Below are 25,225 nucleotides of genomic sequence, written 5' to 3' on the forward strand. Positions count from 1 at the left end.
TCAAATTGGAACTAGTCTTGCAGACAAAATTGCTCATACTAACATTATGTTTGATATGAAAGGATGATCGCTTTGTTGTCTAAAGACGAATTACATCATTTGAAGCAGCGACTTCTCGATGAAAAGCAAGAACTCGAAGCTAAAAGCCATGACGATGAACAAAAAGTATCATTTCCTTATGATTCGCTCGGAGAACTGTCAGCCTATGATAACCACCCAGGTGATCAAGGGACAGAGCTATTCGAACGCGGGAAAGATATTGCGTTAAACAGTTTGGAACATGAACATCTGTTAGACATCAATGAAGCACTTCAAGCCATCACAGACGGCTCTTATGGTCTGTGCAAGGTCTGTAAGGCCCCTATTTCAAAGGAACGCTTAGAAGCCTTGCCTAGTGCCGTCACATGCACAGAACATTCAAAAGAACAAACCGTTTCACAAAACCGTCCGATTGAAGAGGATTTATTAAGTCCGCCATCAGGTCAATTTGAAAATGAAGAAAGCGCAGCCTACGATGGAGAGGATGCATATCAAGACGTAGAACGCTATGGAAACTCTGATACCCCGTCCGATATGGAATTCCCTCCATTGACATACGATGATGTGTATACGCAATCAGAAGATGAAGATTATGTGGAGGACTATGAAGGATTCGCAGCAGCTGATATTGAGGGCAAAGCAAGCAAGGTATATCCAAATAAAGCCCACGAAGCCTATGAAGAGGCATTAGACGAAGAAGGTGTCATGACGGTATTTGGTGACTTGAAGCCGTACGAAGAAGAACCTTATACAGAAGAAAATCATTAGTCCCCTCATATTGGGGGCTTTATGTTTATATCATGTAATGATTGGGAAATCACTTTAAGAGTGAATTTGATTGGAGGAGATTCTTAATGGCAAGAAAAAGTATCATTTGGGCAGTGGTTGTCTTCTTTATTACATACGCATTATTCTCTATTGCCGGATTCTTGTTTCCGATTGACAGAGAGTGGTATGATGCACTGAATAAACCAGAATGGACACCGAGTGGTGGTGTAATTGGTGCTGTGTGGGCTGTCTTATTTGCTCTGATCTCGTTGTCCGCAGCGATCATTTATGGAAAGTACGGATTTCAAAAAATCACTTTACCATTTTGGATTCTTTTTCTTTTAAATTACGTATTTAATCAAGCCTTTAGCTTTTTTCAATTTACACAAAAAGATTTATTTGCCGCTACGATCGACTGCCTGCTTGTAGCACTGACAGCACTTGCACTTGTCATCGTCTCGCGTAAACTAAGCAAAGTCGTTCCAATTTTACTGATCCCTTATGTCTTATGGGGCTTCTTTGCAACATACTTGTCTTATACGATCTATTCCATGAATATGTAAAAAAAGACCGCTATGATGGCGGTCTTTCCTTTTGAAGAAAATAAAAAAGAGATCTTTGACAAGACCTCTTTTAAACATGACCCGTACGGGATTCGAACCCGTGTTACCGCCGTGAAAGGGCGGTGTCTTAACCGCTTGACCAACGGGCCAGATAAATGGCGGAGAAGGAGGGATTTGAACCCTCGCGCCGCTTGCGCGACCTACACCCTTAGCAGGGGCGCCTCTTCAGCCACTTGAGTACTTCTCCATTTGGCTCCGCAGGTAGGACTCGAACCTACGACCGATCGGTTAACAGCCGATAGCTCTACCACTGAGCTACTGCGGAATATCATGGTGGGCCTGAGTGGACTCGAACCACCGACCTCACGCTTATCAGGCGTGCGCTCTAACCAGCTGAGCTACAGGCCCATGAACGGATATACAAATGGAGCGGGTGATGGGAATCGAACCCACGACATCAGCTTGGAAGGCTGAGGTTTTACCACTAAACTACACCCGCAAAAATATGTATGGGGCGATTGATGGGAATCGAACCCACGAGTGCCAGAGCCACAATCTGGTGCGTTAACCACTTCGCCACAACCGCCATACTGTCAATATTTTTTTATAAAAGTGGCTCGGGACGGAATCGAACCGCCGACACACGGATTTTCAGTCCGTTGCTCTACCAACTGAGCTACCGAGCCAAGTATTCTTTTTGAAAATGGCGGTCCGGACGGGACTCGAACCCGCGACCTCCTGCGTGACAGGCAGGCATTCTAACCAACTGAACTACCGGACCATTTTGGTTGCGGGGGCAGGATTTGAACCTGCGACCTTCGGGTTATGAGCCCGACGAGCTACCGAACTGCTCCACCCCGCGATGATATGGGTTTTAAAAAATATGGCGGAGGAAGAGGGATTCGAACCCCCGCGGGCTTTGACACCCCTGTCGGTTTTCAAGACCGATCCCTTCAGCCGGACTTGGGTATTCCTCCGTATAGATGGTGGACCTTGTAGGACTCGAACCTACGACCGGACGGTTATGAGCCGTCTGCTCTAACCAACTGAGCTAAAGGTCCTTTATAGCGGCGGAGGGGATCGAACCCCCGACCTCACGGGTATGAACCGTACGCTCTAGCCAGCTGAGCTACACCGCCATGATCAAAATAATCTTTTAAAAAGTGGAGCCTAGCGGGATCGAACCGCTGACCTCCTGCGTGCAAGGCAGGCGCTCTCCCAGCTGAGCTAAGGCCCCATAAAAGATGGTCGGGAAGACAGGATTCGAACCTGCGACCCCTTGGTCCCAAACCAAGTGCTCTACCAAGCTGAGCTACTTCCCGATCTTAATGGCGCGCCCGAGAGGAGTCGAACCCCTAACCTTTTGATCCGTAGTCAAACGCTCTATCCAATTGAGCTACGGGCGCTTATTTTTATAATGCCGAGGGCCGGACTTGAACCGGCACGGTAGTCACCTACCGCAGGATTTTAAGTCCTGTGTGTCTGCCAATTCCACCACCCCGGCGTGGATGGTATAAGCGGAAGACGGGATTCGAACCCGCGACCCCCACCTTGGCAAGGTGGTGTTCTACCACTGAACTACTTCCGCATTACAGGATTTCTTTATTTTATTTGGCAATGCGGGTGAAGGGACTTGAACCCCCACGTCATAAAGACACTAGATCCTAAGTCTAGCGCGTCTGCCAATTCCGCCACACCCGCATGAAACATGGTGAGCCATGAAGGACTCGAACCTTCGACCCTCTGATTAAAAGTCAGATGCTCTACCAACTGAGCTAATGGCTCTCTTTAAAAGCGACTTGTCTATCTTACCATATGAAAGTGGTGCCGGCAAGAGGACTTGAACCCCCAACCTACTGATTACAAGTCAGTTGCTCTACCAGTTGAGCTACACCGGCTTTATCTATCCTAACATTATGTAAGAATAAATATGGTGGAGGATGACGGGCTCGAACCGCCGACCCTCTGCTTGTAAGGCAGATGCTCTCCCAGCTGAGCTAATCCTCCACTATGTAGGAATCTCTCGATCCGACAAAGATTATTATATACAGGTTTTCATCATTTGTAAAGGCTATATTAAAAAAATTTTATTTCAATTTTCATTGGTATTTCTTTTAGCAAATGATCGTCATTTTCTCCATTCAAACTACTGTCATTCAACGTTTATCAGCTGAAGTTCTCCTCTCTATATTCTCTTTAATAACGGTCAATTCCTTCAGAAATATCAGCAGCCTATTATTTTTATGCTTTCATGGTATAGGTATTCCTTGGAATCAAACTTTAGGTACAGTTTTTATAGATATTAGAATAGAGTTAACTATAAAGATTGATACAGTCCCCTTCTATAATCTAATACTCTATCTCTCTACTAGTTTTTTCATAACAAGGATTTATAATATGATGAACGTTCTATCTTTTTGATTTAAAATGTCTCACATACTTGTAAATGAGTTGGAGTGCCGCACGTTCATCAAACAAGTGCAATCAAAAAAATATCCTCTCAAGCAACACAAAAAGACCAGTTCCGTATGAAACTGATCCTTAGAAGAGCTTGGCGGCGTCCTACTCTCACAGGGGGAGACCCCCAACTACCATCGGCGCTGAAGAGCTTAACTTCCGTGTTCGGTATGGGAACGGGTGTGACCTCTTCGCTATCGCCACCAAACCTGATGGAGAGAATGTTCTCTCAAAACTAGATAACAATGTTCAAGCTTCACATTAGAATATAGGTTAAGTCCTCGATCTATTAGTATCTGTCAGCTCCACGTGTCACCACGCTTCCACCTCAGACCTATCAACCTGATCATCTTTCAGGGATCTTACTTCCTTGCGGAATGGGAAATCTCATCTTGAGGGGGGCTTCATGCTTAGATGCTTTCAGCACTTATCCCGTCCGCACATAGCTACCCAGCGATGCCCTTGGCAGAACAACTGGTACACCAGCGGTGCGTCCATCCCGGTCCTCTCGTACTAAGGACAGCTCCTCTCAAATTTCCTGCGCCCGCGACGGATAGGGACCGAACTGTCTCACGACGTTCTGAACCCAGCTCGCGTACCGCTTTAATGGGCGAACAGCCCAACCCTTGGGACCGACTACAGCCCCAGGATGCGATGAGCCGACATCGAGGTGCCAAACCTCCCCGTCGATGTGGACTCTTGGGGGAGATAAGCCTGTTATCCCCGGGGTAGCTTTTATCCGTTGAGCGATGGCCCTTCCATGCGGAACCACCGGATCACTAAGCCCGACTTTCGTCCCTGCTCGACTTGTAGGTCTCGCAGTCAAGCTCCCTTGTGCCTTTACACTCTGCGAATGATTTCCAACCATTCTGAGGGAACCTTTGGGCGCCTCCGTTACATTTTAGGAGGCGACCGCCCCAGTCAAACTGCCCACCTGACACTGTCTCCCTGCCCGATAAGGGCAGCGGGTTAGAAGGTCAATACAGCCAGGGTAGTATCCCACCGATGCCTCCACCGAAGCTAGCGCTCCGGTTTCCAAGGCTCCTACCTATCCTGTACAAGCTGTACCAACATTCAATATCAGGCTGCAGTAAAGCTCCACGGGGTCTTTCCGTCCTGTCGCGGGTAACCTGCATCTTCACAGGTACTATAATTTCACCGAGTCTCTCGTTGAGACAGTGCCCAGATCGTTGCGCCTTTCGTGCGGGTCGGAACTTACCCGACAAGGAATTTCGCTACCTTAGGACCGTTATAGTTACGGCCGCCGTTTACTGGGGCTTCAATTCGCACCTTCGCTTACGCTAAGCGCTCCTCTTAACCTTCCAGCACCGGGCAGGCGTCAGCCCCTATACTTCGCCTTACGGCTTCGCAGAGACCTGTGTTTTTGCTAAACAGTCGCCTGGGCCTATTCACTGCGGCTTCTCGGGGCTTTAACACCCTAAGAAGCACCCCTTCTCCCGAAGTTACGGGGTCATTTTGCCGAGTTCCTTAACGAGAGTTCTCTCGATCACCTTAGGATTCTCTCCTCGCCTACCTGTGTCGGTTTGCGGTACGGGCACCTCTCACCTCGCTAGAGGCTTTTCTTGGCAGTGTGGAATCAGGAACTTCGCTACTAAATTTCGCTCGCCATCACAGCTCAGCCTTTACGGGAAACGGATTTGCCTATTTCCCAGCCTAACTGCTTGGACGCGGATATCCAATACCGCGCTTACCCTATCCTCCTGCGTCCCCCCATTGCTCAAATGGTGAGGAGGTGGTACAGGAATATCAACCTGTTGTCCATCGCCTACGCCTTTCGGCCTCGGCTTAGGTCCCGACTAACCCTGAGCGGACGAGCCTTCCTCAGGAAACCTTAGGCATTCGGTGGACGGGATTCTCACCCGTCTTTCGCTACTCATACCGGCATTCTCACTTCTAAGCGCTCCACCAGTCCTTCCGGTCTGACTTCACAGCACTTAGAACGCTCTCCTACCACTGTTCGTAAGAACAGTCCGCAGCTTCGGTGATACGTTTAGCCCCGGTACATTTTCGGCGCAGAGTCACTCGACCAGTGAGCTATTACGCACTCTTTAAATGGTGGCTGCTTCTAAGCCAACATCCTGGTTGTCTAAGCAACTCCACATCCTTTTCCACTTAACGTATACTTTGGGACCTTAGCTGGCGGTCTGGGCTGTTTCCCTTTCGACTACGGATCTTATCACTCGCAGTCTGACTCCCAAGGATAAGTCATCGGCATTCGGAGTTTGACTGAATTCGGTAACCCGGTAGGGGCCCCTAGTCCAATCAGTGCTCTACCTCCGAGACTCTTACCTTGAGGCTAGCCCTAAAGCTATTTCGGAGAGAACCAGCTATCTCCAGGTTCGATTGGCATTTCACCCCTACCCACACCTCATCCCCGCACTTTTCAACGTGCGTGGGTTCGGGCCTCCATTCAGTGTTACCTGAACTTCACCCTGGACATGGGTAGATCACCTGGTTTCGGGTCTACGACCACGTACTCATGCGCCCTATTCAGACTCGCTTTCGCTGCGGCTCCGCATCTTCTGCTTAACCTTGCACGGGATCGTAACTCGCCGGTTCATTCTACAAAAGGCACGCCATCACCCATTAACGGGCTCTGACTACTTGTAGGCACACGGTTTCAGGATCTATTTCACTCCCCTTCCGGGGTGCTTTTCACCTTTCCCTCACGGTACTGGTTCACTATCGGTCACTAGGGAGTATTTAGCCTTGGGAGATGGTCCTCCCGGATTCCGACGGAATTTCACGTGTTCCGCCGTACTCAGGATCCACTCTGGAGAGAACAACATTTCAGTTACAGGGCTGTTACCTTCTTTGGCGGGCCTTTCCAGACCTCTTCGCTTATATCGTTCCTTTGTAACTCCGTATAGAGTGTCCTACAACCCCAAGAGGCAAGCCTCTTGGTTTGGGCTGTTCCCGTTTCGCTCGCCGCTACTCAGGGAATCGCATTTGCTTTCTCTTCCTCCGGGTACTTAGATGTTTCAGTTCCCCGGGTATGCCTTCTCATACTCTATGTATTCAAGTATGGATACTACTCCATTACGAGCAGTGGGTTTCCCCATTCGGAAATCTCCGGATCAACGCTTGCTTACAGCTCCCCGAAGCATATCGGTGTTCGTCCCGTCCTTCATCGGCTCCTAGTGCCAAGGCATCCACCGTGCGCCCTTTCTAACTTAACCATTTCTTACTTTAGAAAGAATCACTATGTGTGATGAACTTTGCATTGCATTCAATGTGAATGTATTACTTATTGTTATCTAGTTTTCAAAGAACAATCCTGTCTCGCTAGAGACATATTTTGAAGGAATGATCCTTCAAAACTAAACAAGACGAAAACGTACGCTGCTCCATATATCCTTAGAAAGGAGGTGATCCAGCCGCACCTTCCGATACGGCTACCTTGTTACGACTTCACCCCAATCATCTGCCCCACCTTCGGCGGCTGGCTCCATAAAGGTTACCTCACCGACTTCGGGTGTTGCAAACTCTCGTGGTGTGACGGGCGGTGTGTACAAGGCCCGGGAACGTATTCACCGCGGCATGCTGATCCGCGATTACTAGCGATTCCAGCTTCACGCAGTCGAGTTGCAGACTGCGATCCGAACTGAGAACAGATTTATGGGATTGGCTAAACCTTGCGGTCTCGCAGCCCTTTGTTCTGTCCATTGTAGCACGTGTGTAGCCCAGGTCATAAGGGGCATGATGATTTGACGTCATCCCCACCTTCCTCCGGTTTGTCACCGGCAGTCACCTTAGAGTGCCCAACTAAATGCTGGCAACTAAGATCAAGGGTTGCGCTCGTTGCGGGACTTAACCCAACATCTCACGACACGAGCTGACGACAACCATGCACCACCTGTCACTCTGTCCCCGAAGGGAAAGCCCTATCTCTAGGGTTGTCAGAGGATGTCAAGACCTGGTAAGGTTCTTCGCGTTGCTTCGAATTAAACCACATGCTCCACCGCTTGTGCGGGCCCCCGTCAATTCCTTTGAGTTTCAGTCTTGCGACCGTACTCCCCAGGCGGAGTGCTTAATGCGTTAGCTGCAGCACTAAGGGGCGGAAACCCCCTAACACTTAGCACTCATCGTTTACGGCGTGGACTACCAGGGTATCTAATCCTGTTCGCTCCCCACGCTTTCGCTCCTCAGCGTCAGTTACAGACCAGAGAGTCGCCTTCGCCACTGGTGTTCCTCCACATCTCTACGCATTTCACCGCTACACGTGGAATTCCACTCTCCTCTTCTGCACTCAAGTTTCCCAGTTTCCAATGACCCTCCCCGGTTGAGCCGGGGGCTTTCACATCAGACTTAAGAAACCGCCTGCGAGCCCTTTACGCCCAATAATTCCGGACAACGCTTGCCACCTACGTATTACCGCGGCTGCTGGCACGTAGTTAGCCGTGGCTTTCTGGTTAGGTACCGTCAAGGTGCGAGCAGTTACTCTCGCACTTGTTCTTCCCTAACAACAGAGCTTTACGATCCGAAAACCTTCATCACTCACGCGGCGTTGCTCCGTCAGACTTTCGTCCATTGCGGAAGATTCCCTACTGCTGCCTCCCGTAGGAGTCTGGGCCGTGTCTCAGTCCCAGTGTGGCCGATCACCCTCTCAGGTCGGCTACGCATCGTCGCCTTGGTGAGCCATTACCCCACCAACTAGCTAATGCGCCGCGGGTCCATCTGTAAGTGACAGCCGAAACCGTCTTTCATCCTTGAACCATGCGGTTCAAGGAACTATCCGGTATTAGCTCCGGTTTCCCGGAGTTATCCCAGTCTTACAGGCAGGTTACCCACGTGTTACTCACCCGTCCGCCGCTAACATCCGGGAGCAAGCTCCCTTCTGTCCGCTCGACTTGCATGTATTAGGCACGCCGCCAGCGTTCGTCCTGAGCCAGGATCAAACTCTCCGAGGTATGCAGGATGCATATCACACATGCGTTGCTACACGATGTAGCGAAATTAGCATGTGATCATTTCCTGCCTCGCCAGTTTGACTGACTACCTATGATGTATCATAGGATTTTTTTATAAAAACTCGAATTAACAGGTACGTTTTGTCTTGTTTAGTTTTCAAAGATCATCTTCATCGTCTCTCAGAGGCGACTTTATTAATATAACATTCTATCAAGATAAAGTCAACAACTTTTTTCTTTATGTTATTTAATAACCGCGCTGTTTTAGCGGCGAATATAAATATAACACCTTTCGAGAGAGGAAACAAGTATTTTTTCTAAATAATTTATTTTTCCTTATCTCTTCCTATATAATCATACAAAAATTGATTACCACAGGAATTCTCTATTGTTGATCCTGAAGGTCTTTAGTATATTTATAATAGAAAAAAACTAAATAACCGCAGGGGGAGCTTTGTGCTGAGAGTGAACACTCGTTGTTCTGACCCTTTGAACCTGTCAGTTAATACTGAAGTAGGAATGTGGATTCAATTGAATACATGTGGTGTATTCAACTCGATATGTTTTTCTATGAATAACATACTCATCCTTACACGGTCTCTCCTTGCTCAATTCATGAAAAAGGAGATTTTTTTATGCAGCAATCAAATCAATTGGTACGACTGATGGAAATCGCAATTATGACTTCACTTGCACTTGTATTAGATTACTTATCAGGGCTATTTTTAAGAATGCCAAATGGCGGATCTCTTGCGCTGATTATGATACCCGTCATTCTTATGTCTATTAGATGGGGAATATCAACCGGGTTTATCATTGGTGTGCTTATTGCAGGCCTTCAGCTGATGAATGGCCCTATTATCGCTACACCTGTTCAAGGATTTCTCGATTATTTCGTCGCATCTGTTGTCATTTCCCTAAGCGGTCTATTTTCTGGATTGATCAAAAAAGCCATTCAGGATCAAAAGCGAAAGCAGCAATTCTTCTATATTACCTTATCCGTATTTGTTGCAAGTTTCTTTAGACTGTTGACGTTCTTTATCTCTGGTGTTGTTTTCTTTTCTCATTATGCACCAAAAGGAACTCCAGGTTGGGTTTACTCTTTAATTTATAACAGCACATATATGGTTCCTTCATTTATTATTTGCAGTATCGTTCTTTGCATACTCATACCAAGTGCATCTCGTTTGGTTTTTCCTCACAAAAAATAACTGGCTGATTTCAGCTGGTTATTTTTTTATGCATAAATTGCCGCTCTATGGAATCTATTAATAGTAGAAGATTTCATACTGGAGGTACGCCAATGAACCCTTACTCCATTATGCTGTGCTGTTATATTCTCAGTCTTGCTTATTTTTTGGCAGGTTTCTATGAAGCTTTAAAGATAGCAGGAATAAAAGGAAAAGTAGAAGCTTCTCCTTTTATCTCTTATATTTTGCTAGCTGTGCTTTTCACTTTTTTCTCTCATTATTATTGGAAGCTGACGATTTAATTCGGTGTACATGGTCATGTAATACAGACAGTTCCCACCCATACCCTATTTCATTATACTTCTCGCCAGCCAGCTCGAACTGGCTGGTAACGACAAAACTAGGTTGAAGCTTTTGATAAAAATGCTTTGCCGAATTTTGTTCAAACACCCACAGCATCATATTCTGATACCCTTTCTCTATTAAATAACTCACTCCTTCTGCAAGTAAAGCGATACCTGCTCCTGATTTCTGTTTCTCTTGCAATAAATAGATCGCATAAAGTTCTCCATCATATGTTGAATAGCGCTCATCACGTTGTTTTCCAAAAGAAGCAAAACCAAATACCCCGTCATCATCTTCTGCGACAAACGTCCCTTCAAGCGACCTTCTTCTCCAGCTCTCTTCCTGATCTTCTATATGTAAACCATCCAAATACTCCTGATTAATAATGCCATGATAAGTCGTCTGCCAGCTTTTCACATGTATCTCGGCGATTTTAGGTATATCTTGTTGTACAGCATGTCTCACCTTCATCCGCGCCACTCCTTCTCACTGTTTTCACCCTATCTTCATTATGATAAATTCCTATTTCCTAAAATTCAATCAATACAGGATATTTGTTGACATTTTGTCAACACACCTTTATATTGGGTACGACTTCTTCTATAGAAGAGTTCATACATCATACAAAGGATGGCGTAAAAGATGGATTTTAAGACAACTGAGCTTGGGCCGCTCTTAAAGGAAAAATTGCAACAACGTTCTCTATCTTTAAGAGATCTCAGCACATACACAGGAATTGATAAAGCGACACTGTCTCGAATCATGAATGGAAAAAGAAAACCAACTTTGAATCATCTGCAGCGGCTTTCAGATTCTCTGAACATATCATTAGATCAACTATTGACTGCTGCAGGGTTTCCAGTCAAAAGCGAAAAGGTGCACGGTGATACGTTCATTCAAGCGGTAGAAGAGATCGAAAAAATACTGAAAGATCAGGACGTCTACGACGGTACATTTAGTCAGACCAAATTGAAACAAAAGTTAAACGAATACGAAGCCTATAGCCAAACAAACGAGGGAAAAGAAACGATCTCGGCAAATTTTGAGAAAAAGAAGGAGACGCTAAGCGGCGTCGGACCGTTCCTTCAACATTTGAAAAACATGTACAGCTTATTTATGACCGGACGGGGTACTTCTCGAGAATTAATGCTGATGGGGGGCGCACTCCTTTATTTCATTATGCCTGTTGACTTAATACCAGATTATATTTTTCCGATCGGTTATATTGATGATGCTGCGGCTGTGAAAATTGTCATTGACCAGCTGACAAATAGGTAGCAGGAAAGAAGCTATGAAAAAACAGTACAGCATTGACTTCGTACTTTTATTCACTGTGATTTGTTTATTTGTCATCAGCCTGATAGCTGTATATAGCGGATCGGGACAGTATGAAACGCAAGATATGTTTTATTTCGTCAAAAGACAAATTTTCTGGTATATCGTCGGTTTCGGCCTCATGGCAGCTGCTGCATACTTTGATTATGAACTGCTTGAGCGTTTATCTTTTCGGTTATTTGCAGGTGGTATTTTCCTCATTATTCTTGTGCATTTTTTCGGAACGAGTCAAAACGGATCCCAAAGGTGGATCAGCTTCGGTTCAATCAAAGTTCAGCCATCAGAGTTCATGAAAATTTTTGTGATCCTGCTGCTAGCGGCTGTCTTGAACCAATACAAGCATCAGCGATTTTCGTTTAAAGAAAGCATCATTCCTACAAGTAAAGTCGTTTGCTGGACCGTTGTCCCTTTTTTCCTCATCTTAATTCAGCCTGATTTAGGGACAGCGCTCGTGATATTATCCATCGCCTTTACACTGATGCTTGTGTCAGGGATTTCTAGCAAGATGATGGCCGCATTAATGGCTACTTTTCTTGCACTTCTTGCATTTTTGGTCTACTTGCACAATAAACACTTTGAGCATTTTACAAAAATCATTAAGCCTCATCAGCTTGATCGCATTTATGGCTGGCTCTCTCCTGATGAATTTGATTCAACATACGGGTATCAGCTGAAACAATCGATGCTCGGCATTGGATCAGGTCAATTATCAGGAAGCGGTTTTACACAGGGGCATCAAGTACAAGGAGGTAATATCCCTGAAGCGCATACGGATTTTATATTTGCCGTTATTGGTGAGGAGTTTGGTTTTATCGGCGCCTCCCTTTTGATGTGTTTGTACTTAATGATGATTTACCGAATCATTCATGTGGCTATGCATGCTAATACGCTTTATGGATTGTACATATGTGCGGGAGTCGTTGGGCTGATCGTGTTTCAAGTTTTCCAAAACGTAGGGATGACAGTCGGTTTAATGCCTGTGACGGGACTCGCGCTTCCTTTTATCAGCTATGGGGGCAGTGCGCTTTTGACCAACATGATCGCCATTGGCCTCGTGTTTAGCGTCAATCTTAGGTCATCATCCTATATGTTTGGGCGCAATTGGAATTGAAGATGATGACATTTCTTCTATCTCATCTCAAAAGAGTCGACCGCATTCTTGTTGGAACGATTGTGTTCCTCTGTTTATTTGGTTTACTGATGGTTTACAGTGCGAGTTATCCTTTAGGAGAAGTGAAGTATGAAAAGGGCAGCTATTTCTTCATCAAACAATGGCAATGGCTCCTGATTGGGGGATTCTTTTTCTTCATTGCCGCTCTGTTCCCTTATCAGATTTATCGTAAATGGATTCGGTGGCTTGTTATGCTGTCATTGTTATGCCTGATCCTAGTCCTGCTTCCTGGAATCGGTGTTGTCAAAAACAATTCCCAGCGCTGGGTTCAGTTGGGCTCTCTCATGCTCCAACCTTCTGAAGCTGTGAAACTAGTGATGGTGATCTATTTTGCCTATGTGTACGCGAAAAAACAGGCGTACATTACATCTTTTAAAAAAGGCGTACTGCCGCCACTCATTCTTTTAGGTCTTGTTTTTTTGTTGATCTTAAAGCAGCCTGATTTAGGCACAGCTGTGTCTATTTTATTAAGCTGCGGCATCATTTTATTATGCGCTGGGCTGAAAACGCACCATCTCATTTTGCTAGGATCGACTGCGGCAGCAGGTATCACTTTTTTTGCAGTGACAGCTCCTTACCGTTTGAAGAGGCTGACTTCTTTTCGTGATCCTTTTCAGTATGAAGATGGAGATGGATATCAGCTGATTCATTCGTATCTCGCAATGAATTCAGGCGGGCTGACAGGGAATGGCTTAGGCGGGAGCATTCAAAAGCTAGGCTTTCTTCCTGAAGCCCATACGGATTTTATCATGGCCATCATCAGTGAAGAGCTGGGAATCATGGGGATTTTGATTGTGATTGGTGCATATCTACTCATCATGTATCGCGCTATGCGAATTGTACAGGCTTTACATGACCCTTTTGGAAAGCTGTTAACGATTGGGCTTACGTTTCAAATCATGCTCCAAGCAGTCTTTAATTTAGGCGCTGTCTTTGGTCTTCTTCCAATCACAGGCATTCCGCTTCCCTTTATTAGCTATGGCGGCTCCTCCCTTGTGTTCATGATGATATCTGCTGGTATTCTCGTGAATCTTTCTTCATATGTAAAGAGGAATCCATATTAGGCGCATGCCAAATAGACACCTTCTGATGGAAGGTGTCTATTCATTTTATTCTTCTATTTGATGATCAGCGATCTCTTTTTTTCTTGGCTGTTTGATTTCATTCGTTAGTTCCTGAATGCTTTGCTTCACATTGCCTTTACCGGAAAAGTTCTCAATAATTTCTTTGACATCGATTCCTGAAGATGCTTTCAAGCTTTCTTGTAAACTGGACATGAGGTTTGTAGCATAGCCTGTGACTTTATTGGCACCGCTGCCTTCGCCGTTACCTCCCGTATCCACAACAGTAATTTTATCAATGTTAGAAAGTGGTGCAGATACTTGCTTCGCATATTCAGGAAGCATTTTCACAATCATATCAAGGATCGCTGCCTGACCATATTGTTCGAATGCTTCAGCTATTTTCTCTTTCGCTTCGGCTTCCGCAAGTCCTTTCAGTCTAATGACTTCTGCTTCGGTTTCCCCTTTCGCACGATCAGCTTCCGCTTTGGCAAGCCCGTCAATTCGGACTTTCTCAGCTTCTGCCTTTGCCATTGCTTCAATGCTGTATTTCTTGGCATCTGCTTCAGCGAGGCGTTTCGCTTTTTCCGCCGCAGCTGACTGCTCAACAGCATAACGATCCGCATCTGCTTTCTTTTTCACTTCAGAATCGTATTGACGCTCACGACGCTGGATCTCTTTTTCTTCTAATTCAATTTGCTTCTGACGTTCAATGATTTTCACTTGCATTTCTTGTTCAGTTACGTGCTGACGGTTACGAGCTGTTTCTAAATCGTACGCTTGGTCAGCGCTTGCTTTCGCTGTATCCTGTTCACGTCTGAATTCTGCTCTTTTCAGCTCATTGATCTTTTCTGCTTCAGCGATTTCAGTAGCACGCTCAAGCTCAGATTTCTTCGCATCTTTATCTGCTTCGGCACGTTTGATACGTGTTTCTTTATCTGCTTCAGCTGTTGCAATATCTGCATCGCGTTTCACTTGGGCAATTCTAGGTTTACCTAGTGATTCTAAATAGCCATTTTTATCACGGACATCTTTGATCGTGAACGACACAATGACGAGGCCCATTTTCGCTAAATCTTGAGAAGCGACACGCTGTACTTCTTGAGAAAATTTTTCTCTGTTTTTATAAATCTCTTCGACTGTCATTGATCCTAAGATGGAGCGAAGGTGTCCTTCTAGTACTTCTCTCGCTTCGTTTTCGCGGTCTTCTTTTGTTTTACCTAAAAATTGCTCTGCAGCAGTAGCAATTTCTTCAATCGATCCGCCAATTTTAATGATGGCCGTTCCGTCCGCCATGACCGGTACACCTTGTTCGGTATAGACTTCAGGCGTTGAAACATCCAGCTTGCTAGATAGTAAGCTGAGCGGCTCTGCTTGTTGAAAAACAGGGAGCACAAAGGTACCTCCGCCTCTTACAATCTTAATCTTGTTTCCACCTTCATCCACGTGGACATTTTTACTTCCTAGGTAACTTCCTGTGACAATTAACGCTTCATCTGGACCTGCTGTCCGGTATTTCGAAACAAATACACCAATAAGTGCAATAAGAATCACAAGCACAATTCCAATGATAATCAAAATGGTTGTTCCTGGCATAGCATTCCCTCCTAGATTTCTTCATTTGGTATAACTGATAAGACGCCTTTGTTCACTTCGACGACCAGCACCCGGGTTCCATATGGAATCTCCTCTTCGTCGAAACTGACGGCAGGCTTTGAGATTTTCCCGCTATTACTAATTAACAGCACTTCTCCAAACCCGTCTTTTGGAACAGATACAATGATCTCCCCAGTTCTTCCTTTTAAGTCGGCCTCTGTATATGAAAGAGATTCTTCAGCAGAGGAAAGCGGGACTAAGACAAATACATTCAAACAGGTCACAAGGACCACTGCGAGGATGGCAGATAATACTGCGCCAAGTCCACTCCCTACAATTGCTGTTTTTTCAGAGATAAACCCTCCAGCCGAGAAAAAGGTAAGAAATGCGAGGATCAATGTTGGTTGAAGGAATGAAACAGGAATCGCTTCAAACAATCCATCAAATACATCGCCGAAAAAGACGAAAACTAGTGTCAGGATTCCTGATATCATCAATATGTATAAATACAGCGTCTCAAGCGGCAGCCCGAACACATCCATCTTCCTCACCCTTTCTTCATGAAATGAACAGCCTTTGTTTCATTTAGACCATGCTCACCTCCAATGTATTCCTTCTAACAGGTAATACGAACCACTTTTGTAAAGGTTTCAAATTTCCTCACAATTCTTCACAGGAATTCCCCGATAGCTCAAGAATGATTGTCATGTACCACTATGTTAAAATTTGATCTTGAGGTGATGAAAATGAGTTTATTACATGAGGCAAGACAAGAATTGTGGCAAGAGCTGCAAGGTTTGAACGAAGAACAATTGAATCAAAAGTTATCTGATGATACTTGGAGTATTCAAGAGGTGACAGATCACTTAAAGAAGATGGATCTCATGGCAGCCAAACATCTAGCTGCTGAGGGAAAAAAAGCACCGATCAAGGAATATGAGCCAAAGCCGGTGGAAATGGCAGAGGACCGTTCTAGAAAAGCCACTGCACCTAGTATTGTTGAGCCTGAATGCAAGCATGTGACACCTACACATTTAAAGGATGAGCTCGATACAGCTCGTGAACAGCTCAATCAAATTTTATCAACGTTTACTGAGGATGATTTCAAACGTGTCATTGCGCACCCTGTGTTTGAAGAGTTATCCCTTAAGCAATATCTTGATTTTATCGGCGCACACGAAAAACGTCATATTCATCAAATCAAAGAAATTAAAGAACAGCTATAAGACATAAAGAAGACTCCCTTTTGGGAGCCTTTTTTCATTGTTACACTGTTTTAGGTGTTAGATCAAAACAGCGAGCATAAATCCAGTTGTACGCTTTTTCATTTAGATCTCTTGGGTTTCCAATTGTTTGCGGATCTTTCATTGCTTCTTTAGATAAACGGTCAATCATATCTTTTGATACACCTTGTTCTTCTAATGAAGGAACTTCTAGATCTTCCACTAAATCATACATCCAGTTCACAGCAGCTTTTGCTGCTTCCTCTGTAGACATTCTGCTTGTATCAATGCCGAACGCTTGCGCAATACGAGCGAATTTTTCCGGATACCCTTTCCAGTTATACTCCATCACCGGTCCCATCATTGCTGCTACACACTGGCCATGCGCTACAGGAATAATGCCTCCGAGTGTTTGACTCATCGCATGTGCAGCTCCAGCTGACTCGCTTCCATAAGAAAGCCCGGCAAGCATTGCAGCTTGTGCCATTCCATATCTCGCTTCCAGGTCTTCGCCATCGGCAAAGGCACGGCGGATATAATGAGCAGCATATTCAATGGCCATGAGCGCTACCGCATCTGTAATGGGCTGAGCAAATTTCATTGTATAGCATTCGATAGCGTGAGCAAGCGCATCAATTCCAGTCATTGCTGTCACATGAGGAGGCATGGATACATGAAGCTCTGGGTCAATCACTGTGAGGTGAGCTGCAATGAGTGGTCCACCTGTGTTGAATTTAAATTCTCTTTCTTCATCCGTAATCACTGCCCACTGCGTAACTTCTGAACCTGTACCAGCCGTGGTCGGAATGGTGGTTAAAGGTGGGATTCTGTTTTCAAGCGGTTTTTTTCCCTCTGCCGCTTCGTAATCAAGGACTGAGCCTTTATGAGTCACCTCTACTCCGATTGCCTTCGCTGTATCCATTGAGCTTCCGCCGCCTACAGCGACTAATCCATTACAGCCTTCTTTTTCATATAACGCAGATCCTTCATTCACTAAACGAACTGGCGGGTTTGGCTCTACTTTATCAAATAGGATCACATCGATTTGTGCTTCTTTTAATGAAGCAACCACTGGGTCTACTACGCCCGCTTGATAAATACCAGGGTCTGTTACAAGCAATACCTTCGAGACACCGTATGCTTTCACTTCTTCCCCAACATGTTTCACTGCACCGATGCCATGTTTGATGACAGTCGGGATTTCAAATGTGTGGAATTTCTGCATGCTTTCAATTTTCATATTTAATGTCATATAGAATCTCCTCCAAATGTGTGATATTTATTTAAACCAATGAACCGCTTCAGGTTTCGTATTTCGATATACATGCTTCAGTTCCGTATATTCCTCAAGCCCGGTACGCCCTAATTCACGTCCAAGACCTGACTGCTTATATCCACCCCAAGGTGCTTGAGCGAAATAAGGATGGAAGTCATTGATCCAAACTGTGCCTAATCTTAATTGACGAGCCACTCTTTCGGCTTTTCCAATATCAGAAGACCACACAGCTCCTGCTAATCCATAAATCGTATCATTTGCCAGCTCGATCACTTCTTCCTCTGTTCGGAAGGATTCGACTGTCAATACTGGGCCAAAGACTTCTTCTTGGACAATCCGCATCTCTGACGTACAGCCTGAGAAAATCGTTGGCAAGTAGAAGAACCCATTTGAAAGCTCCTCTGCGTCAGGACTTTTTCCGCCTGTTTCTAATCTTGCGCCTTCATCTAACCCAATGCTGACGTATTTCTCTACTTTTTCTCGATGCTCAGCTGAGATGAGCGGCCCGCTTTGGGTTTCTTCATCACAGCCGTTGCCTAGCTTGATTTTTTTCGTACGCTTCACCAGTTCTTCTAAAAATTCATCATGAATGGATTCTTCCACTAGCAAACGTGAACCTGCTGAACATACTTGCCCTGCATGGAAAAACACAGCATTCATTGCCTGGTCAACCGCTACGTCTAAATCAGCATCTTGAAACACAATATTCGGATTTTTCCCGCCGAGCTCAAGGGCGATTTTCTTCACATTCCCACTGGCTCCCTGCATGATTTTCTTGCCTGTTTCAATACCGCCTGTAAATGAAATCAAATCTACATGTTCATTCACAGCAAGCTCATCGCCAACCGTTGCCCCTGGTCCAAGGACTAGGTTTGCAACTCCTGCTGGAATTCCTGCTTCTTCCATGAGTTTGAATATTTTGATCGTGGTGAGTGGTGTAATTTCACTTGGTTTTAAAACGATTGTGTTCCCCGCTGCAAGAGCAGGAGCGATTTTCCAGCTTGCTTGAAGCAATGGATAGTTCCAAGGAGTGATTTGCCCGCACACACCGACTGGCTCTCTGACTAATTCACTTTTTGAGTTCGGGATTGGTGACGCAATGATTTCCCCGCCATCTTTGTCAGCCAGACCTGCGTAATATTGGAACACGTTCGCTATATCGTCCATATCTGCTTTGCTTTCCTCTAATGTTTTACCAGTATCAAGGGATTCCAATTTGGCTAGTTCATCAAGATCACGTCTAATCAACTCAGCAATCTTAAACACCATATTTCCTCTTTCAAGTCCAGGCTGATTTGCCCAGTCCCCTTGATCGAAGGCTTTTCTCGCTGCTTTGATGGCTAGCTGCGCATCATTTCTTGATCCTTCGCTGACTGTCGCGATCACTTCTTGATTAAATGGATTGATGATATCCCGTGTGTCGCCACTTTTGGCGCCAACCCATTGTCCATCTATAAATAGTGTTTGACTCATAGAAGGAACCTCCTCTGATTCTCTTTGGTAAGTTTGTTAAATAAAAATTTAACGTTTTGAACATAATTAACTTATCATGTTCAAATTTTTCTGTCAAAGGGAGATAGGCTTCATTTATTTTGACATTTTGTATTCTTTCGTTAACATATAGTCCATAAAGATTTTTTTGAACGTATTGAATTCTCTTAATAGAAAGCAGGGACAAGATGAAAAAGCAGGAACAGCCACAAGCAGAAGATCGTATTTTAGCTGCTAAAGATCTAGTCATTGATTCCATAGCTGAAACGATGGATCTCTATGGCATTACACGAAGTGCAGGTATTCTCTATGGGACCATGTATTTAAATGAGGAAATGACGCTCGATGAAATGCGTGAAGAACTGCAAATGAGCAAGCCAAGTATGAGTACGGGTGTGAAAAAACTGCAAGATATGAATATTGTCAAAAAGACGTTTCACCGGGGCCGAAGAAAACACAGCTTTGTTGCTGAAAAAGACTTCTTTAAGTTTTTCACGAACTTCTTTCCGCAAAAATGGGAACGAGAGGTCGAGGTCAATTTAGCGGCGATTGAAGAAGCGCAAGAGCGGCTTCAAGAGGTGGCGCGTGATGATCAACTGGAGGAACATGTAAGAGAGGAAGCGCAGCAGCTTCTTGAACAGCTTGAAAGCTCGAAAGCCTATTATGACTGGCTGAGACGCTTAGCGGACTCTGTACAATCAGGGGAGATCTTCGACTATATTCCGATTGATCAGAAAGATAAATAGGCGATATGTTTGCGTTTTACAGCTTGAATTTTACAGGAGGATTGATTATAATAAATTATGTCGTCATACTTCGGGGCATTAGCTCAGCTGGGAGAGCGCTACGCTGGCAGCGTAGAGGTCAGCGGTTCGATCCCGCTATGCTCCATACGAAAAACCATTCTTGAGAAATCAAGGATGGTTTTTTTATGTATATATTTCTTACAGTTGTGTTTGTTCTTTGTTTTTTCTTAACCTTAATATCTTTATGATCCGGTACGCGATCACAGAGAGATAAGCCGTGATGAGAATGATTGTGTAAGGCACAGGGAAATCGCTCGTCATTCCGTGATAAATGAAATAGATGAGCAGCACTGACAGCATGATGACTTGGAACAGTTCCTTTTTCATTTTACTCTCCCCTTATGATAGATTCGGTCGATTATATCACAAATGATGTCATTTTTTATTAGCTATCAGCAAGGAAAAATCCCTTCACCTGCTGATAGCACTTTATGAATGATCACTTTTTCAGCAATTGTTCCATTTTATTCTTCGTCTTTGGTCCGTAAATCCCGTCTGCCGCTAAGCCGTTCATGAGCTGGAATCGCTTAACGGCATTCGCTGTTTTCGGTCCATAATAGCCATCAATCCCATTGTTTTTTGCTCCTTTGTCTGGGTAAAAATAGAGGGAAGATAAGGCTTTTTGCACGGCTGTCACTTGAGATCCTTTTGTCAAGGGCTTGGTTATTTTTAAAATGCCAGATGGCAGATTTGACGATTTCTGTTTGGTTACGGGTGCTTTGTGGCTCAAGCTTTCTGTTCGGACTGGCTTTCTTGTGCTTTTGCTGCCGGTATGAGCTGTAGCTATTCCAGCTTTAAATTGATCCCATCGTCCGAGCAGTTTCCTTGGACATTCTTTCCCGCTCCAATGTTTATGGGGCACTACATTTGATAAAGGAATCCCCAAATCGCCCATCAGTTTCCGAATGAGCCATTGAGCATTTTCGACTGCTTGTTCAAAATTGCCGTCTGTATTTTCACAAATTTCAATTCCGATTGATTTCATATTGCCAGTGCCCCTGCCATCGCCTGCGTGCCAGCCGTTCTCGTTTAACGGTAAATGCTGATAAATGACCTGATCATCGACAGTGTAATGCCAGCTGACCCCAGTACTTGAACGTGCAACAAACGCAGCGTGACTCCCCGCATTTGCACCTTTTGCAGTGTTAGAGGTATTATGCACCGTAATATAGAGAGGCTTCATCCTATTTCCTGGTCTGTTGCGGTTGTGTTTTGGAATGTAGGCTTGAATGATATTGACCATATTGTTTCTCCTTCAACTATTATTTTGTTAGCCCTCTTTGTTTCAGGGTATCTTTTTGTAATTGACCTTTGTAGGTCACATAATTGTTTTTAAACCAAGCGATAATAGCTGTCACCATCGTAAAAATGGTGGAACCTGCTACATATAGTGCCTCACCGGCGGTTTGTACTTGCTCCTCACTAATCGGCAGCACCGTCTGTCCAAACATGACAAGCGTTTGATTGATGAGAGCAATAAAAAGAAGCACTGTGCGAATCACAGTGCCTTTGTCGAATGTTTTCATAATTTTTTCCTCCTATTTTAAATTCCGTTCAATTTTGTCGAGTTTATCGATCACGACGTCATACTTCTCACTAAACTTTGCTAACACTTCATTTTGCGCCTCGATTTGCTCATTGAGTTTACTTTCTCTTTCTTTTGTTGTGTTGAGAACATAAAACAGAATCCAGCAAAAGAGAACGGCAAATGGGCCTTGTGTCATTAAGTTTTGGACGACATCTACTTCCATTTGAAATCACCTTCTTTCCGGCAAAAAAATAAAGCTATTAGGCTTTGTACATTTCTCCAGTTATATCTTGGTAGTCGTCTGCGGTGATTCAAATTAACTACATAAAAAAGTCATAGTAGCTTGCCCATATTATAGCTACCATAGTGGAATTGCTTCATTAATTTCAATACGGGTTACATTTAACGGATCATTTGCAATTAATCCATCAAATTTTAGAATACCATCTTTAGATAAAGACAACCTTGCAGATCCGTATGAACCAACCGTCGCACAAGTGAAAACGGTTAAAGAAGAAGGTTTCTGCGTTAAAATTGCAATTTCTGTTTCATTAGCCGGAACTTGCTCAAATGATCCTCTCAAATATAAAATATTTTGTCTAACAGAGTATTTTAATGGGTTGACTAAATATTGCTTTATATTACTATTTAGATTTACATTATACCAGGAGGCATCTAAATCTGTAGATGTAAGCTGCCTTTCCCATTCAGTCCATGTATAGTCAATCTTCCTAATTCTATAAAAAGAATTAAGACCGTTGACTGCATCATAAATAGTTTGTAATAGGGTATTTCCATAACTTATCACTATCATAAATGCCCTTTTGATCTCTTTTGGACCATTTAAACCAGCATTATAAATGAGATACATTCCTGTTTCTGTAATCTCATTATAGTCAGTGGTTTCACTTACCCCTTTATAAATAGGCCTACCATTGTTTTGAGTCAATTTATACAGCTGTCCATTGTTCCATTTATCTTTTTCAGCAGTTGTCGGAAGCTGAGTCCAATTGATAGATATATGGCTAGAATTGTAGTAGAAGTAATATGCATTACCTGATGTATCTATCGCAAAACCTGTTCCAACATTATTTTGTCCCACTGTCTGAATCCCTCTAATGGCAAATTGTGAAGGGCTATCCTCTATTCCACTGGGCGCATAGAAAGTACATGTCCCTTTGTCTTTAATTGAATCAAAGATTCTTGAGCCGGCAGGAATATTTAAAAGATGTACTCCATTATCATTTGTAATTTTATACAGCTGCGACTCATTCCATTTCTTTTTTTCTACTTCTGAAGAGTGTTGTCTCGAATCCCCCATATGAAGAGTTAATTGTTCTGATATCCTAGTGTCGTTATGAAGCAATGTTTTCAACATCTCGTTGAATAGATCAGCATGAGCTTTATCACTCGTTTCAAAAGAACGAGGAGTTTTTATATCCAATGTGTACTCTCCTTTCTACCATTACGTAAGTTGTTTCAATGAGATTAAGACAGAATCCAGCAAAAGAGAACGGCAATGGGCCTTGTGTCATTAAATATTGAGGCAAATCCATTTCCATCCTACTCCCAAAGGCAAAATAAAAACGCCTATTCAGCGTTTGTTGGATATTCTTCTTTCGTTATTGCTTTGTATTGTTCCAGCGTAATCTTTTCGAAACGAACAAATTTTGCTACGTCTTCATTTTCATAACACTTCCATTGATAGAACAATGAAATACTACGGAACCAATCCAATTAAATTACCCCCTTTTCAGTCAGCAGCATGACAAGTTCTGATGTTGTTTTTGATTGTTCTTCTGCTCTCTTTTCTGACTCTGCCAGTTGCTGAAGCAGATCAGCATTTTGCTGTTTTAATAAATCAATATCTGATGGTGGCAGTGGTTTTGGCTGCAAACTATCAATGTATTCTTGTGTTGCCGACTCATACCATGCCCTTTTCGCTTCATTGTATTTACCTTTGTATAAACCATCTTGAGGTCTTACATCTGTATATCCTTTTGGGATGTCTGCGTCCCCTTCAATTTCTATTTCTTCTCCTGGAATGTAATTAAATTTTTCATCGTATTTATATATCCATTTCACTTTCATCCCTCCTGTGCCGCCATGAATTTAAAGCCGAAAGTGATAAATTCATTTGGGTTTGTTGAATTGGAGACACTTTGTATATACACATTACCTTTAGTATCAATAAATGTCCTGTGTGTTTGTGGTGTTGAACCAGCGCCGATACTAGATGCTACCCCTATAAAATGCATACCTTGTATAGGACGATAACCACTTGGCAATGTAAAAACAGGTACTTCAAAACCGATAGTCCCCCCTGTAATAGAACCAATTAACTCTACCTCTCCAAATGGATTCTTATAAAATTGCACTTTTTGAGTGCTGTATTGTTTCCATCCGTTTATTATTGTTGTTGGGAACTTCCATTCTATTTGCTCTGCATTTGTTAAAACACGTTTCCAGCCTTGCCACCCCAAATTTAAATCAAGATAGTTTGTATACATGTAATTGTTATAATCTATTGCCATAACCCACCCAAATGTCCCTTTTCCATTGCTATCTTGAGAAGTAAAATGATACATACCACGACACGATCTAGTTGTTGGGGTGTTTAATGCTTTACCTGTGACATAAAATGTACCATGGCTCGGACCTAAAGAAACAACCTTTTCAAGTAAATCTTCACCATCAGAAACAGATATAATCACCCCTCCATTATCTGCAGTGATCTTAGATAATTGCCCTTCATTCCATTTATTTCTCTCCGCGTCTGTCGGAAGCTTTGTCCAGTTAATAGCAGTATGCGCAGAATTATAATAAAAGCTATAAGCATTACCAGCAATATCTACAGCAAAGCCAGTACCAATGTTATCTTGCCCTACTGTCTGTAATCCTCTCAATGAAATATTCGCTGGGGTCGGGGAATCTTCAACTCCAGCAGCTGCATAAAAAGTACACATTCCTTTCCCTTTTATCGCGTCAAAGATCCTAGCATCAGCTGGAACATTAATTAATTGGCTACCATTATCTGCAGTAATCTTATAGCTCTGAGAATCATTCCATTTTTTCTTTTCTGCTTCAGACGTATGTGGATTTGTATCAACAATATGTTGATTGATTGCTTCTAATAGTCCTACATCATTGTCAAAAAAGTCTTCAACCATATTATTAAATAGGTCGGCATGGGCTTTATCAGTTGTTTTAAAAGTTCGTGGTGTCTTAATCTCCATGTTTGATCATTCTCCTTTCAAAATCTATAATCGCTTGTTTAATCTATTTTTACTTGTAATGATATATGACTTCACCTTTTACTAAACTTAAAACCCAGTGGGATTGGCTTTATATGAAGAAAGATGCACACATACCTTTAAATTGATCTAACGATGTGATTGAAGTGCTCCTAGTGCCTCTATACTCAAAGCAACTCCTATAAAGTAGA

At 43.6% G+C, this 25,225-nt stretch carries 21 protein-coding genes, 22 tRNA genes, 3 rRNA genes and 1 riboswitch; of the genes, 9 read left to right on the forward strand and 37 right to left on the reverse strand.

The genetic code is table 11. The features are described 5' to 3' along the window. The first annotated feature begins 72 nt into the window (after positions 1–72). Both MHH26_RS12465 and MHH26_RS12470 read left to right on the forward strand, forming a co-directional pair. On the forward strand, positions 73–807 hold the full coding sequence (locus MHH26_RS12465) for a TraR/DksA C4-type zinc finger protein (RefSeq protein WP_307500126.1): 735 nt from the start codon (positions 73–75) through the stop codon (positions 805–807). Positions 808–893: 86 nt separating this feature from the next. After that, a complete protein-coding gene (locus MHH26_RS12470; RefSeq protein WP_034620862.1) occupies positions 894–1,370 on the forward strand; it encodes a TspO/MBR family protein in 477 nt (158 codons plus the stop codon). Positions 1,371–1,447: 77 nt separating this feature from the next. Here the strand turns inward: MHH26_RS12470 and MHH26_RS12475 are convergent. The 24 genes from MHH26_RS12475 to MHH26_RS12590 all read right to left on the reverse strand — a co-directional run bounded on the left by MHH26_RS12475 (position 1,448) and on the right by MHH26_RS12590 (position 8,758). Then, positions 1,448–1,519: transfer RNA gene (locus MHH26_RS12475), tRNA-Glu, on the reverse strand. Between the two features lie 7 nt (positions 1,520–1,526). Next, positions 1,527–1,617: transfer RNA gene (locus tag MHH26_RS12480), tRNA-Ser, on the reverse strand. Positions 1,618–1,620: 3 nt separating this feature from the next. Beyond that, positions 1,621–1,695 (reverse strand) — tRNA-Asn (locus MHH26_RS12485). A gap of 6 nt (positions 1,696–1,701) precedes the next feature. Continuing rightward, positions 1,702–1,778: transfer RNA gene (locus MHH26_RS12490), tRNA-Ile, on the reverse strand. 17 nt (positions 1,779–1,795) lie between these two features. After that, positions 1,796–1,869, reverse strand: a tRNA-Gly gene (locus tag MHH26_RS12495). 11 nt (positions 1,870–1,880) lie between these two features. After that, positions 1,881–1,956, reverse strand: a tRNA-His gene (locus MHH26_RS12500). 27 nt (positions 1,957–1,983) lie between these two features. Next, positions 1,984–2,056: transfer RNA gene (locus MHH26_RS12505), tRNA-Phe, on the reverse strand. An 18-nt stretch (positions 2,057–2,074) separates the two neighbouring features. Beyond that, positions 2,075–2,151, reverse strand: a tRNA-Asp gene (locus MHH26_RS12510). Positions 2,152–2,155: 4 nt separating this feature from the next. Then, positions 2,156–2,232 (reverse strand) — tRNA-Met (locus tag MHH26_RS12515). A 22-nt stretch (positions 2,233–2,254) separates the two neighbouring features. After that, positions 2,255–2,347 (reverse strand) — tRNA-Ser (locus tag MHH26_RS12520). 7 nt (positions 2,348–2,354) lie between these two features. Next, positions 2,355–2,431 (reverse strand) — tRNA-Ile (locus MHH26_RS12525). Between the two features lie 4 nt (positions 2,432–2,435). After that, positions 2,436–2,509 (reverse strand) — tRNA-Met (locus MHH26_RS12530). Between the two features lie 25 nt (positions 2,510–2,534). Next, positions 2,535–2,607, reverse strand: a tRNA-Ala gene (locus MHH26_RS12535). Positions 2,608–2,615: 8 nt separating this feature from the next. Further along, a tRNA-Pro gene (locus tag MHH26_RS12540) sits at positions 2,616–2,692 on the reverse strand. A gap of 7 nt (positions 2,693–2,699) precedes the next feature. Further along, positions 2,700–2,776: transfer RNA gene (locus MHH26_RS12545), tRNA-Arg, on the reverse strand. Positions 2,777–2,788: 12 nt separating this feature from the next. Then, positions 2,789–2,874: transfer RNA gene (locus tag MHH26_RS12550), tRNA-Leu, on the reverse strand. Between the two features lie 12 nt (positions 2,875–2,886). Then, a tRNA-Gly gene (locus MHH26_RS12555) sits at positions 2,887–2,958 on the reverse strand. 30 nt (positions 2,959–2,988) lie between these two features. After that, a tRNA-Leu gene (locus MHH26_RS12560) sits at positions 2,989–3,071 on the reverse strand. 8 nt (positions 3,072–3,079) lie between these two features. Next, positions 3,080–3,155: transfer RNA gene (locus MHH26_RS12565), tRNA-Lys, on the reverse strand. Between the two features lie 37 nt (positions 3,156–3,192). Then, a tRNA-Thr gene (locus tag MHH26_RS12570) sits at positions 3,193–3,268 on the reverse strand. A gap of 33 nt (positions 3,269–3,301) precedes the next feature. After that, positions 3,302–3,377 (reverse strand) — tRNA-Val (locus tag MHH26_RS12575). Between the two features lie 542 nt (positions 3,378–3,919). Next, positions 3,920–4,035, reverse strand: a 5S ribosomal RNA gene (gene rrf / locus MHH26_RS12580). Positions 4,036–4,096: 61 nt separating this feature from the next. Next, positions 4,097–7,027: ribosomal RNA gene (locus tag MHH26_RS12585) — 23S ribosomal RNA — on the reverse strand. A 182-nt stretch (positions 7,028–7,209) separates the two neighbouring features. Then, positions 7,210–8,758, reverse strand: a 16S ribosomal RNA gene (locus MHH26_RS12590). The 16S, 23S and 5S rRNA genes sit together here, the layout of an rRNA operon. A 435-nt stretch (positions 8,759–9,193) precedes the next feature. After that, a riboswitch (TPP riboswitch) is annotated at positions 9,194–9,295 on the forward strand. Positions 9,296–9,393: 98 nt separating this feature from the next. Between MHH26_RS12590 and thiT the strand changes: the two genes are divergently transcribed. Further along, on the forward strand, positions 9,394–9,969 hold the full coding sequence (gene thiT, locus MHH26_RS12595) for an energy-coupled thiamine transporter ThiT (protein ID WP_034659700.1): 576 nt from the start codon (positions 9,394–9,396) through the stop codon (positions 9,967–9,969). 240 nt (positions 9,970–10,209) lie between these two features. On the opposite strand, the gene MHH26_RS12600 is transcribed toward thiT, so the two are convergent. Then, positions 10,210–10,764, reverse strand: coding sequence for a GNAT family N-acetyltransferase (locus MHH26_RS12600; protein ID WP_334750317.1), 555 nt, complete (start codon positions 10,762–10,764; stop codon positions 10,210–10,212). Between the two features lie 171 nt (positions 10,765–10,935). On the opposite strand from MHH26_RS12600, the gene MHH26_RS12605 reads away from it, so the two are divergent. Genes MHH26_RS12605 through ftsW form a run of 3 tightly spaced genes read left to right on the forward strand, consistent with a single transcriptional unit; the run spans position 10,936 to position 13,863 of the window. Continuing rightward, positions 10,936–11,571 (forward strand): helix-turn-helix domain-containing protein, encoded by a 636-nt coding sequence (locus MHH26_RS12605; RefSeq protein ID WP_034659703.1) that lies wholly within the window; start codon positions 10,936–10,938, stop codon positions 11,569–11,571. Between the two features lie 13 nt (positions 11,572–11,584). Further along, positions 11,585–12,739 carry a rod shape-determining protein RodA gene (gene rodA, locus MHH26_RS12610; protein ID WP_334750320.1) on the forward strand — a complete coding sequence of 385 codons (1,155 nt, stop codon included), beginning with the start codon at positions 11,585–11,587 and terminating at the stop codon, positions 12,737–12,739. A gap of 5 nt (positions 12,740–12,744) precedes the next feature. Further along, positions 12,745–13,863 carry a putative lipid II flippase FtsW gene (ftsW, locus tag MHH26_RS12615; RefSeq protein ID WP_400559262.1) on the forward strand — a complete coding sequence of 373 codons (1,119 nt, stop codon included), beginning with the start codon at positions 12,745–12,747 and terminating at the stop codon, positions 13,861–13,863. A gap of 45 nt (positions 13,864–13,908) precedes the next feature. Here ftsW and MHH26_RS12620 read toward each other — a convergent pair whose 3' ends face one another. Both MHH26_RS12620 and MHH26_RS12625 read right to left on the reverse strand, forming a co-directional pair. Then, the gene (locus MHH26_RS12620; protein WP_034659707.1) at positions 13,909–15,456 is read right to left on the reverse strand and encodes a flotillin family protein; all 1,548 of its coding nucleotides are present in this window, start codon (positions 15,454–15,456) and stop codon (positions 13,909–13,911) included. Positions 15,457–15,467: 11 nt separating this feature from the next. Further along, positions 15,468–15,998 carry a hypothetical protein gene (locus tag MHH26_RS12625; protein ID WP_060597128.1) on the reverse strand — a complete coding sequence of 177 codons (531 nt, stop codon included), beginning with the start codon at positions 15,996–15,998 and terminating at the stop codon, positions 15,468–15,470. A 204-nt stretch (positions 15,999–16,202) separates the two neighbouring features. Between MHH26_RS12625 and MHH26_RS12630 the strand changes: the two genes are divergently transcribed. Further along, complete coding sequence (locus MHH26_RS12630; protein WP_307500131.1) at positions 16,203–16,682, forward strand: DinB family protein; 480 nt, start codon at positions 16,203–16,205, stop codon at positions 16,680–16,682. Between the two features lie 40 nt (positions 16,683–16,722). Here MHH26_RS12630 and MHH26_RS12635 read toward each other — a convergent pair whose 3' ends face one another. Continuing rightward, the gene (locus MHH26_RS12635) at positions 16,723–17,931 is read right to left on the reverse strand and encodes an iron-containing alcohol dehydrogenase (protein WP_034659709.1); all 1,209 of its coding nucleotides are present in this window, start codon (positions 17,929–17,931) and stop codon (positions 16,723–16,725) included. 27 nt (positions 17,932–17,958) lie between these two features. Then, complete coding sequence (gene betB / locus MHH26_RS12640; RefSeq protein ID WP_340973591.1) at positions 17,959–19,428, reverse strand: betaine-aldehyde dehydrogenase; 1,470 nt, start codon at positions 19,426–19,428, stop codon at positions 17,959–17,961. Between the two features lie 206 nt (positions 19,429–19,634). Between betB and cudC the strand changes: the two genes are divergently transcribed. Both cudC and MHH26_RS12650 read left to right on the forward strand, forming a co-directional pair. Continuing rightward, positions 19,635–20,192 carry a choline uptake/conversion transcriptional regulator CudC gene (gene cudC / locus MHH26_RS12645; protein WP_340973593.1) on the forward strand — a complete coding sequence of 186 codons (558 nt, stop codon included), beginning with the start codon at positions 19,635–19,637 and terminating at the stop codon, positions 20,190–20,192. Positions 20,193–20,264: 72 nt separating this feature from the next. Then, a tRNA-Ala gene (locus MHH26_RS12650) sits at positions 20,265–20,337 on the forward strand. A 53-nt stretch (positions 20,338–20,390) separates the two neighbouring features. Here the strand turns inward: MHH26_RS12650 and MHH26_RS12655 are convergent. The 8 genes from MHH26_RS12655 to MHH26_RS12690 form a co-directional block, all read right to left on the reverse strand. After that, the gene (locus MHH26_RS12655; RefSeq protein WP_340973594.1) at positions 20,391–20,579 is read right to left on the reverse strand and encodes a hypothetical protein; all 189 of its coding nucleotides are present in this window, start codon (positions 20,577–20,579) and stop codon (positions 20,391–20,393) included. Between the two features lie 112 nt (positions 20,580–20,691). Continuing rightward, positions 20,692–21,495 (reverse strand): peptidoglycan recognition protein family protein, encoded by an 804-nt coding sequence (locus MHH26_RS12660; RefSeq protein ID WP_340973595.1) that lies wholly within the window; start codon positions 21,493–21,495, stop codon positions 20,692–20,694. Positions 21,496–21,514: 19 nt separating this feature from the next. Further along, positions 21,515–21,778, reverse strand: coding sequence for a phage holin (locus tag MHH26_RS12665; RefSeq protein WP_003212734.1), 264 nt, complete (start codon positions 21,776–21,778; stop codon positions 21,515–21,517). A gap of 12 nt (positions 21,779–21,790) precedes the next feature. Further along, complete coding sequence (locus tag MHH26_RS12670; protein ID WP_034659732.1) at positions 21,791–22,003, reverse strand: BhlA/UviB family holin-like peptide; 213 nt, start codon at positions 22,001–22,003, stop codon at positions 21,791–21,793. A gap of 135 nt (positions 22,004–22,138) precedes the next feature. Further along, positions 22,139–23,224, reverse strand: a complete 1,086-nt coding sequence (locus MHH26_RS12675) for a pyocin knob domain-containing protein (protein ID WP_340973597.1) — start codon at positions 23,222–23,224, stop codon at positions 22,139–22,141. A 146-nt stretch (positions 23,225–23,370) separates the two neighbouring features. Next, on the reverse strand, positions 23,371–23,517 hold the full coding sequence (locus tag MHH26_RS12680; RefSeq protein WP_340973599.1) for an XkdX family protein: 147 nt from the start codon (positions 23,515–23,517) through the stop codon (positions 23,371–23,373). Further along, positions 23,518–23,865, reverse strand: coding sequence for a hypothetical protein (locus MHH26_RS12685; protein WP_340973600.1), 348 nt, complete (start codon positions 23,863–23,865; stop codon positions 23,518–23,520). Between the two features lie 2 nt (positions 23,866–23,867). Further along, positions 23,868–25,016 carry a hypothetical protein gene (locus tag MHH26_RS12690; RefSeq protein WP_340973601.1) on the reverse strand — a complete coding sequence of 383 codons (1,149 nt, stop codon included), beginning with the start codon at positions 25,014–25,016 and terminating at the stop codon, positions 23,868–23,870. Positions 25,017–25,225: the final 209 nt, after the last annotated feature.

Origin of the sequence: Bacillus sp. FSL K6-2839, from assembly GCF_038003365.1 — a bacterium.
Lineage (GTDB): Bacteria > Bacillota > Bacilli > Bacillales > Bacillaceae > Bacillus.

What these genes read in the sequence shown, in the direction of transcription:
- MHH26_RS12470 (WP_034620862.1), top strand. Translation starts at nt 894, where the DNA reads ATGGCAAGAAAAAGTATCATTTGGGCAGTGGTTGTCTTCTTTATTACA.
- thiT (WP_034659700.1), top strand. Translation starts at nt 9,394, where the DNA reads ATGCAGCAATCAAATCAATTGGTACGACTGATGGAAATCGCAATTATG.
- MHH26_RS12600 (WP_334750317.1), bottom strand. Translation starts at nt 10,764, where the DNA reads ATGAAGGTGAGACATGCTGTACAACAAGATATACCTAAAATCGCCGAG.
- MHH26_RS12605 (WP_034659703.1), top strand. Translation starts at nt 10,936, where the DNA reads ATGGATTTTAAGACAACTGAGCTTGGGCCGCTCTTAAAGGAAAAATTG.
- rodA (WP_334750320.1), top strand. Translation starts at nt 11,585, where the DNA reads ATGAAAAAACAGTACAGCATTGACTTCGTACTTTTATTCACTGTGATT.
- ftsW (WP_400559262.1), top strand. Translation starts at nt 12,745, where the DNA reads ATGACATTTCTTCTATCTCATCTCAAAAGAGTCGACCGCATTCTTGTT.
- MHH26_RS12620 (WP_034659707.1), bottom strand. Translation starts at nt 15,456, where the DNA reads ATGCCAGGAACAACCATTTTGATTATCATTGGAATTGTGCTTGTGATT.
- MHH26_RS12625 (WP_060597128.1), bottom strand. Translation starts at nt 15,998, where the DNA reads ATGGATGTGTTCGGGCTGCCGCTTGAGACGCTGTATTTATACATATTG.
- MHH26_RS12630 (WP_307500131.1), top strand. Translation starts at nt 16,203, where the DNA reads ATGAGTTTATTACATGAGGCAAGACAAGAATTGTGGCAAGAGCTGCAA.
- MHH26_RS12635 (WP_034659709.1), bottom strand. Translation starts at nt 17,931, where the DNA reads ATGACATTAAATATGAAAATTGAAAGCATGCAGAAATTCCACACATTT.
- betB (WP_340973591.1), bottom strand. Translation starts at nt 19,428, where the DNA reads ATGAGTCAAACACTATTTATAGATGGACAATGGGTTGGCGCCAAAAGT.
- cudC (WP_340973593.1), top strand. Translation starts at nt 19,635, where the DNA reads ATGAAAAAGCAGGAACAGCCACAAGCAGAAGATCGTATTTTAGCTGCT.
- MHH26_RS12655 (WP_340973594.1), bottom strand. Translation starts at nt 20,579, where the DNA reads ATGAAAAAGGAACTGTTCCAAGTCATCATGCTGTCAGTGCTGCTCATC.
- MHH26_RS12660 (WP_340973595.1), bottom strand. Translation starts at nt 21,495, where the DNA reads ATGGTCAATATCATTCAAGCCTACATTCCAAAACACAACCGCAACAGA.
- MHH26_RS12665 (WP_003212734.1), bottom strand. Translation starts at nt 21,778, where the DNA reads ATGAAAACATTCGACAAAGGCACTGTGATTCGCACAGTGCTTCTTTTT.
- MHH26_RS12670 (WP_034659732.1), bottom strand. Translation starts at nt 22,003, where the DNA reads ATGGAAGTAGATGTCGTCCAAAACTTAATGACACAAGGCCCATTTGCC.
- MHH26_RS12690 (WP_340973601.1), bottom strand. Translation starts at nt 25,016, where the DNA reads ATGGAGATTAAGACACCACGAACTTTTAAAACAACTGATAAAGCCCAT.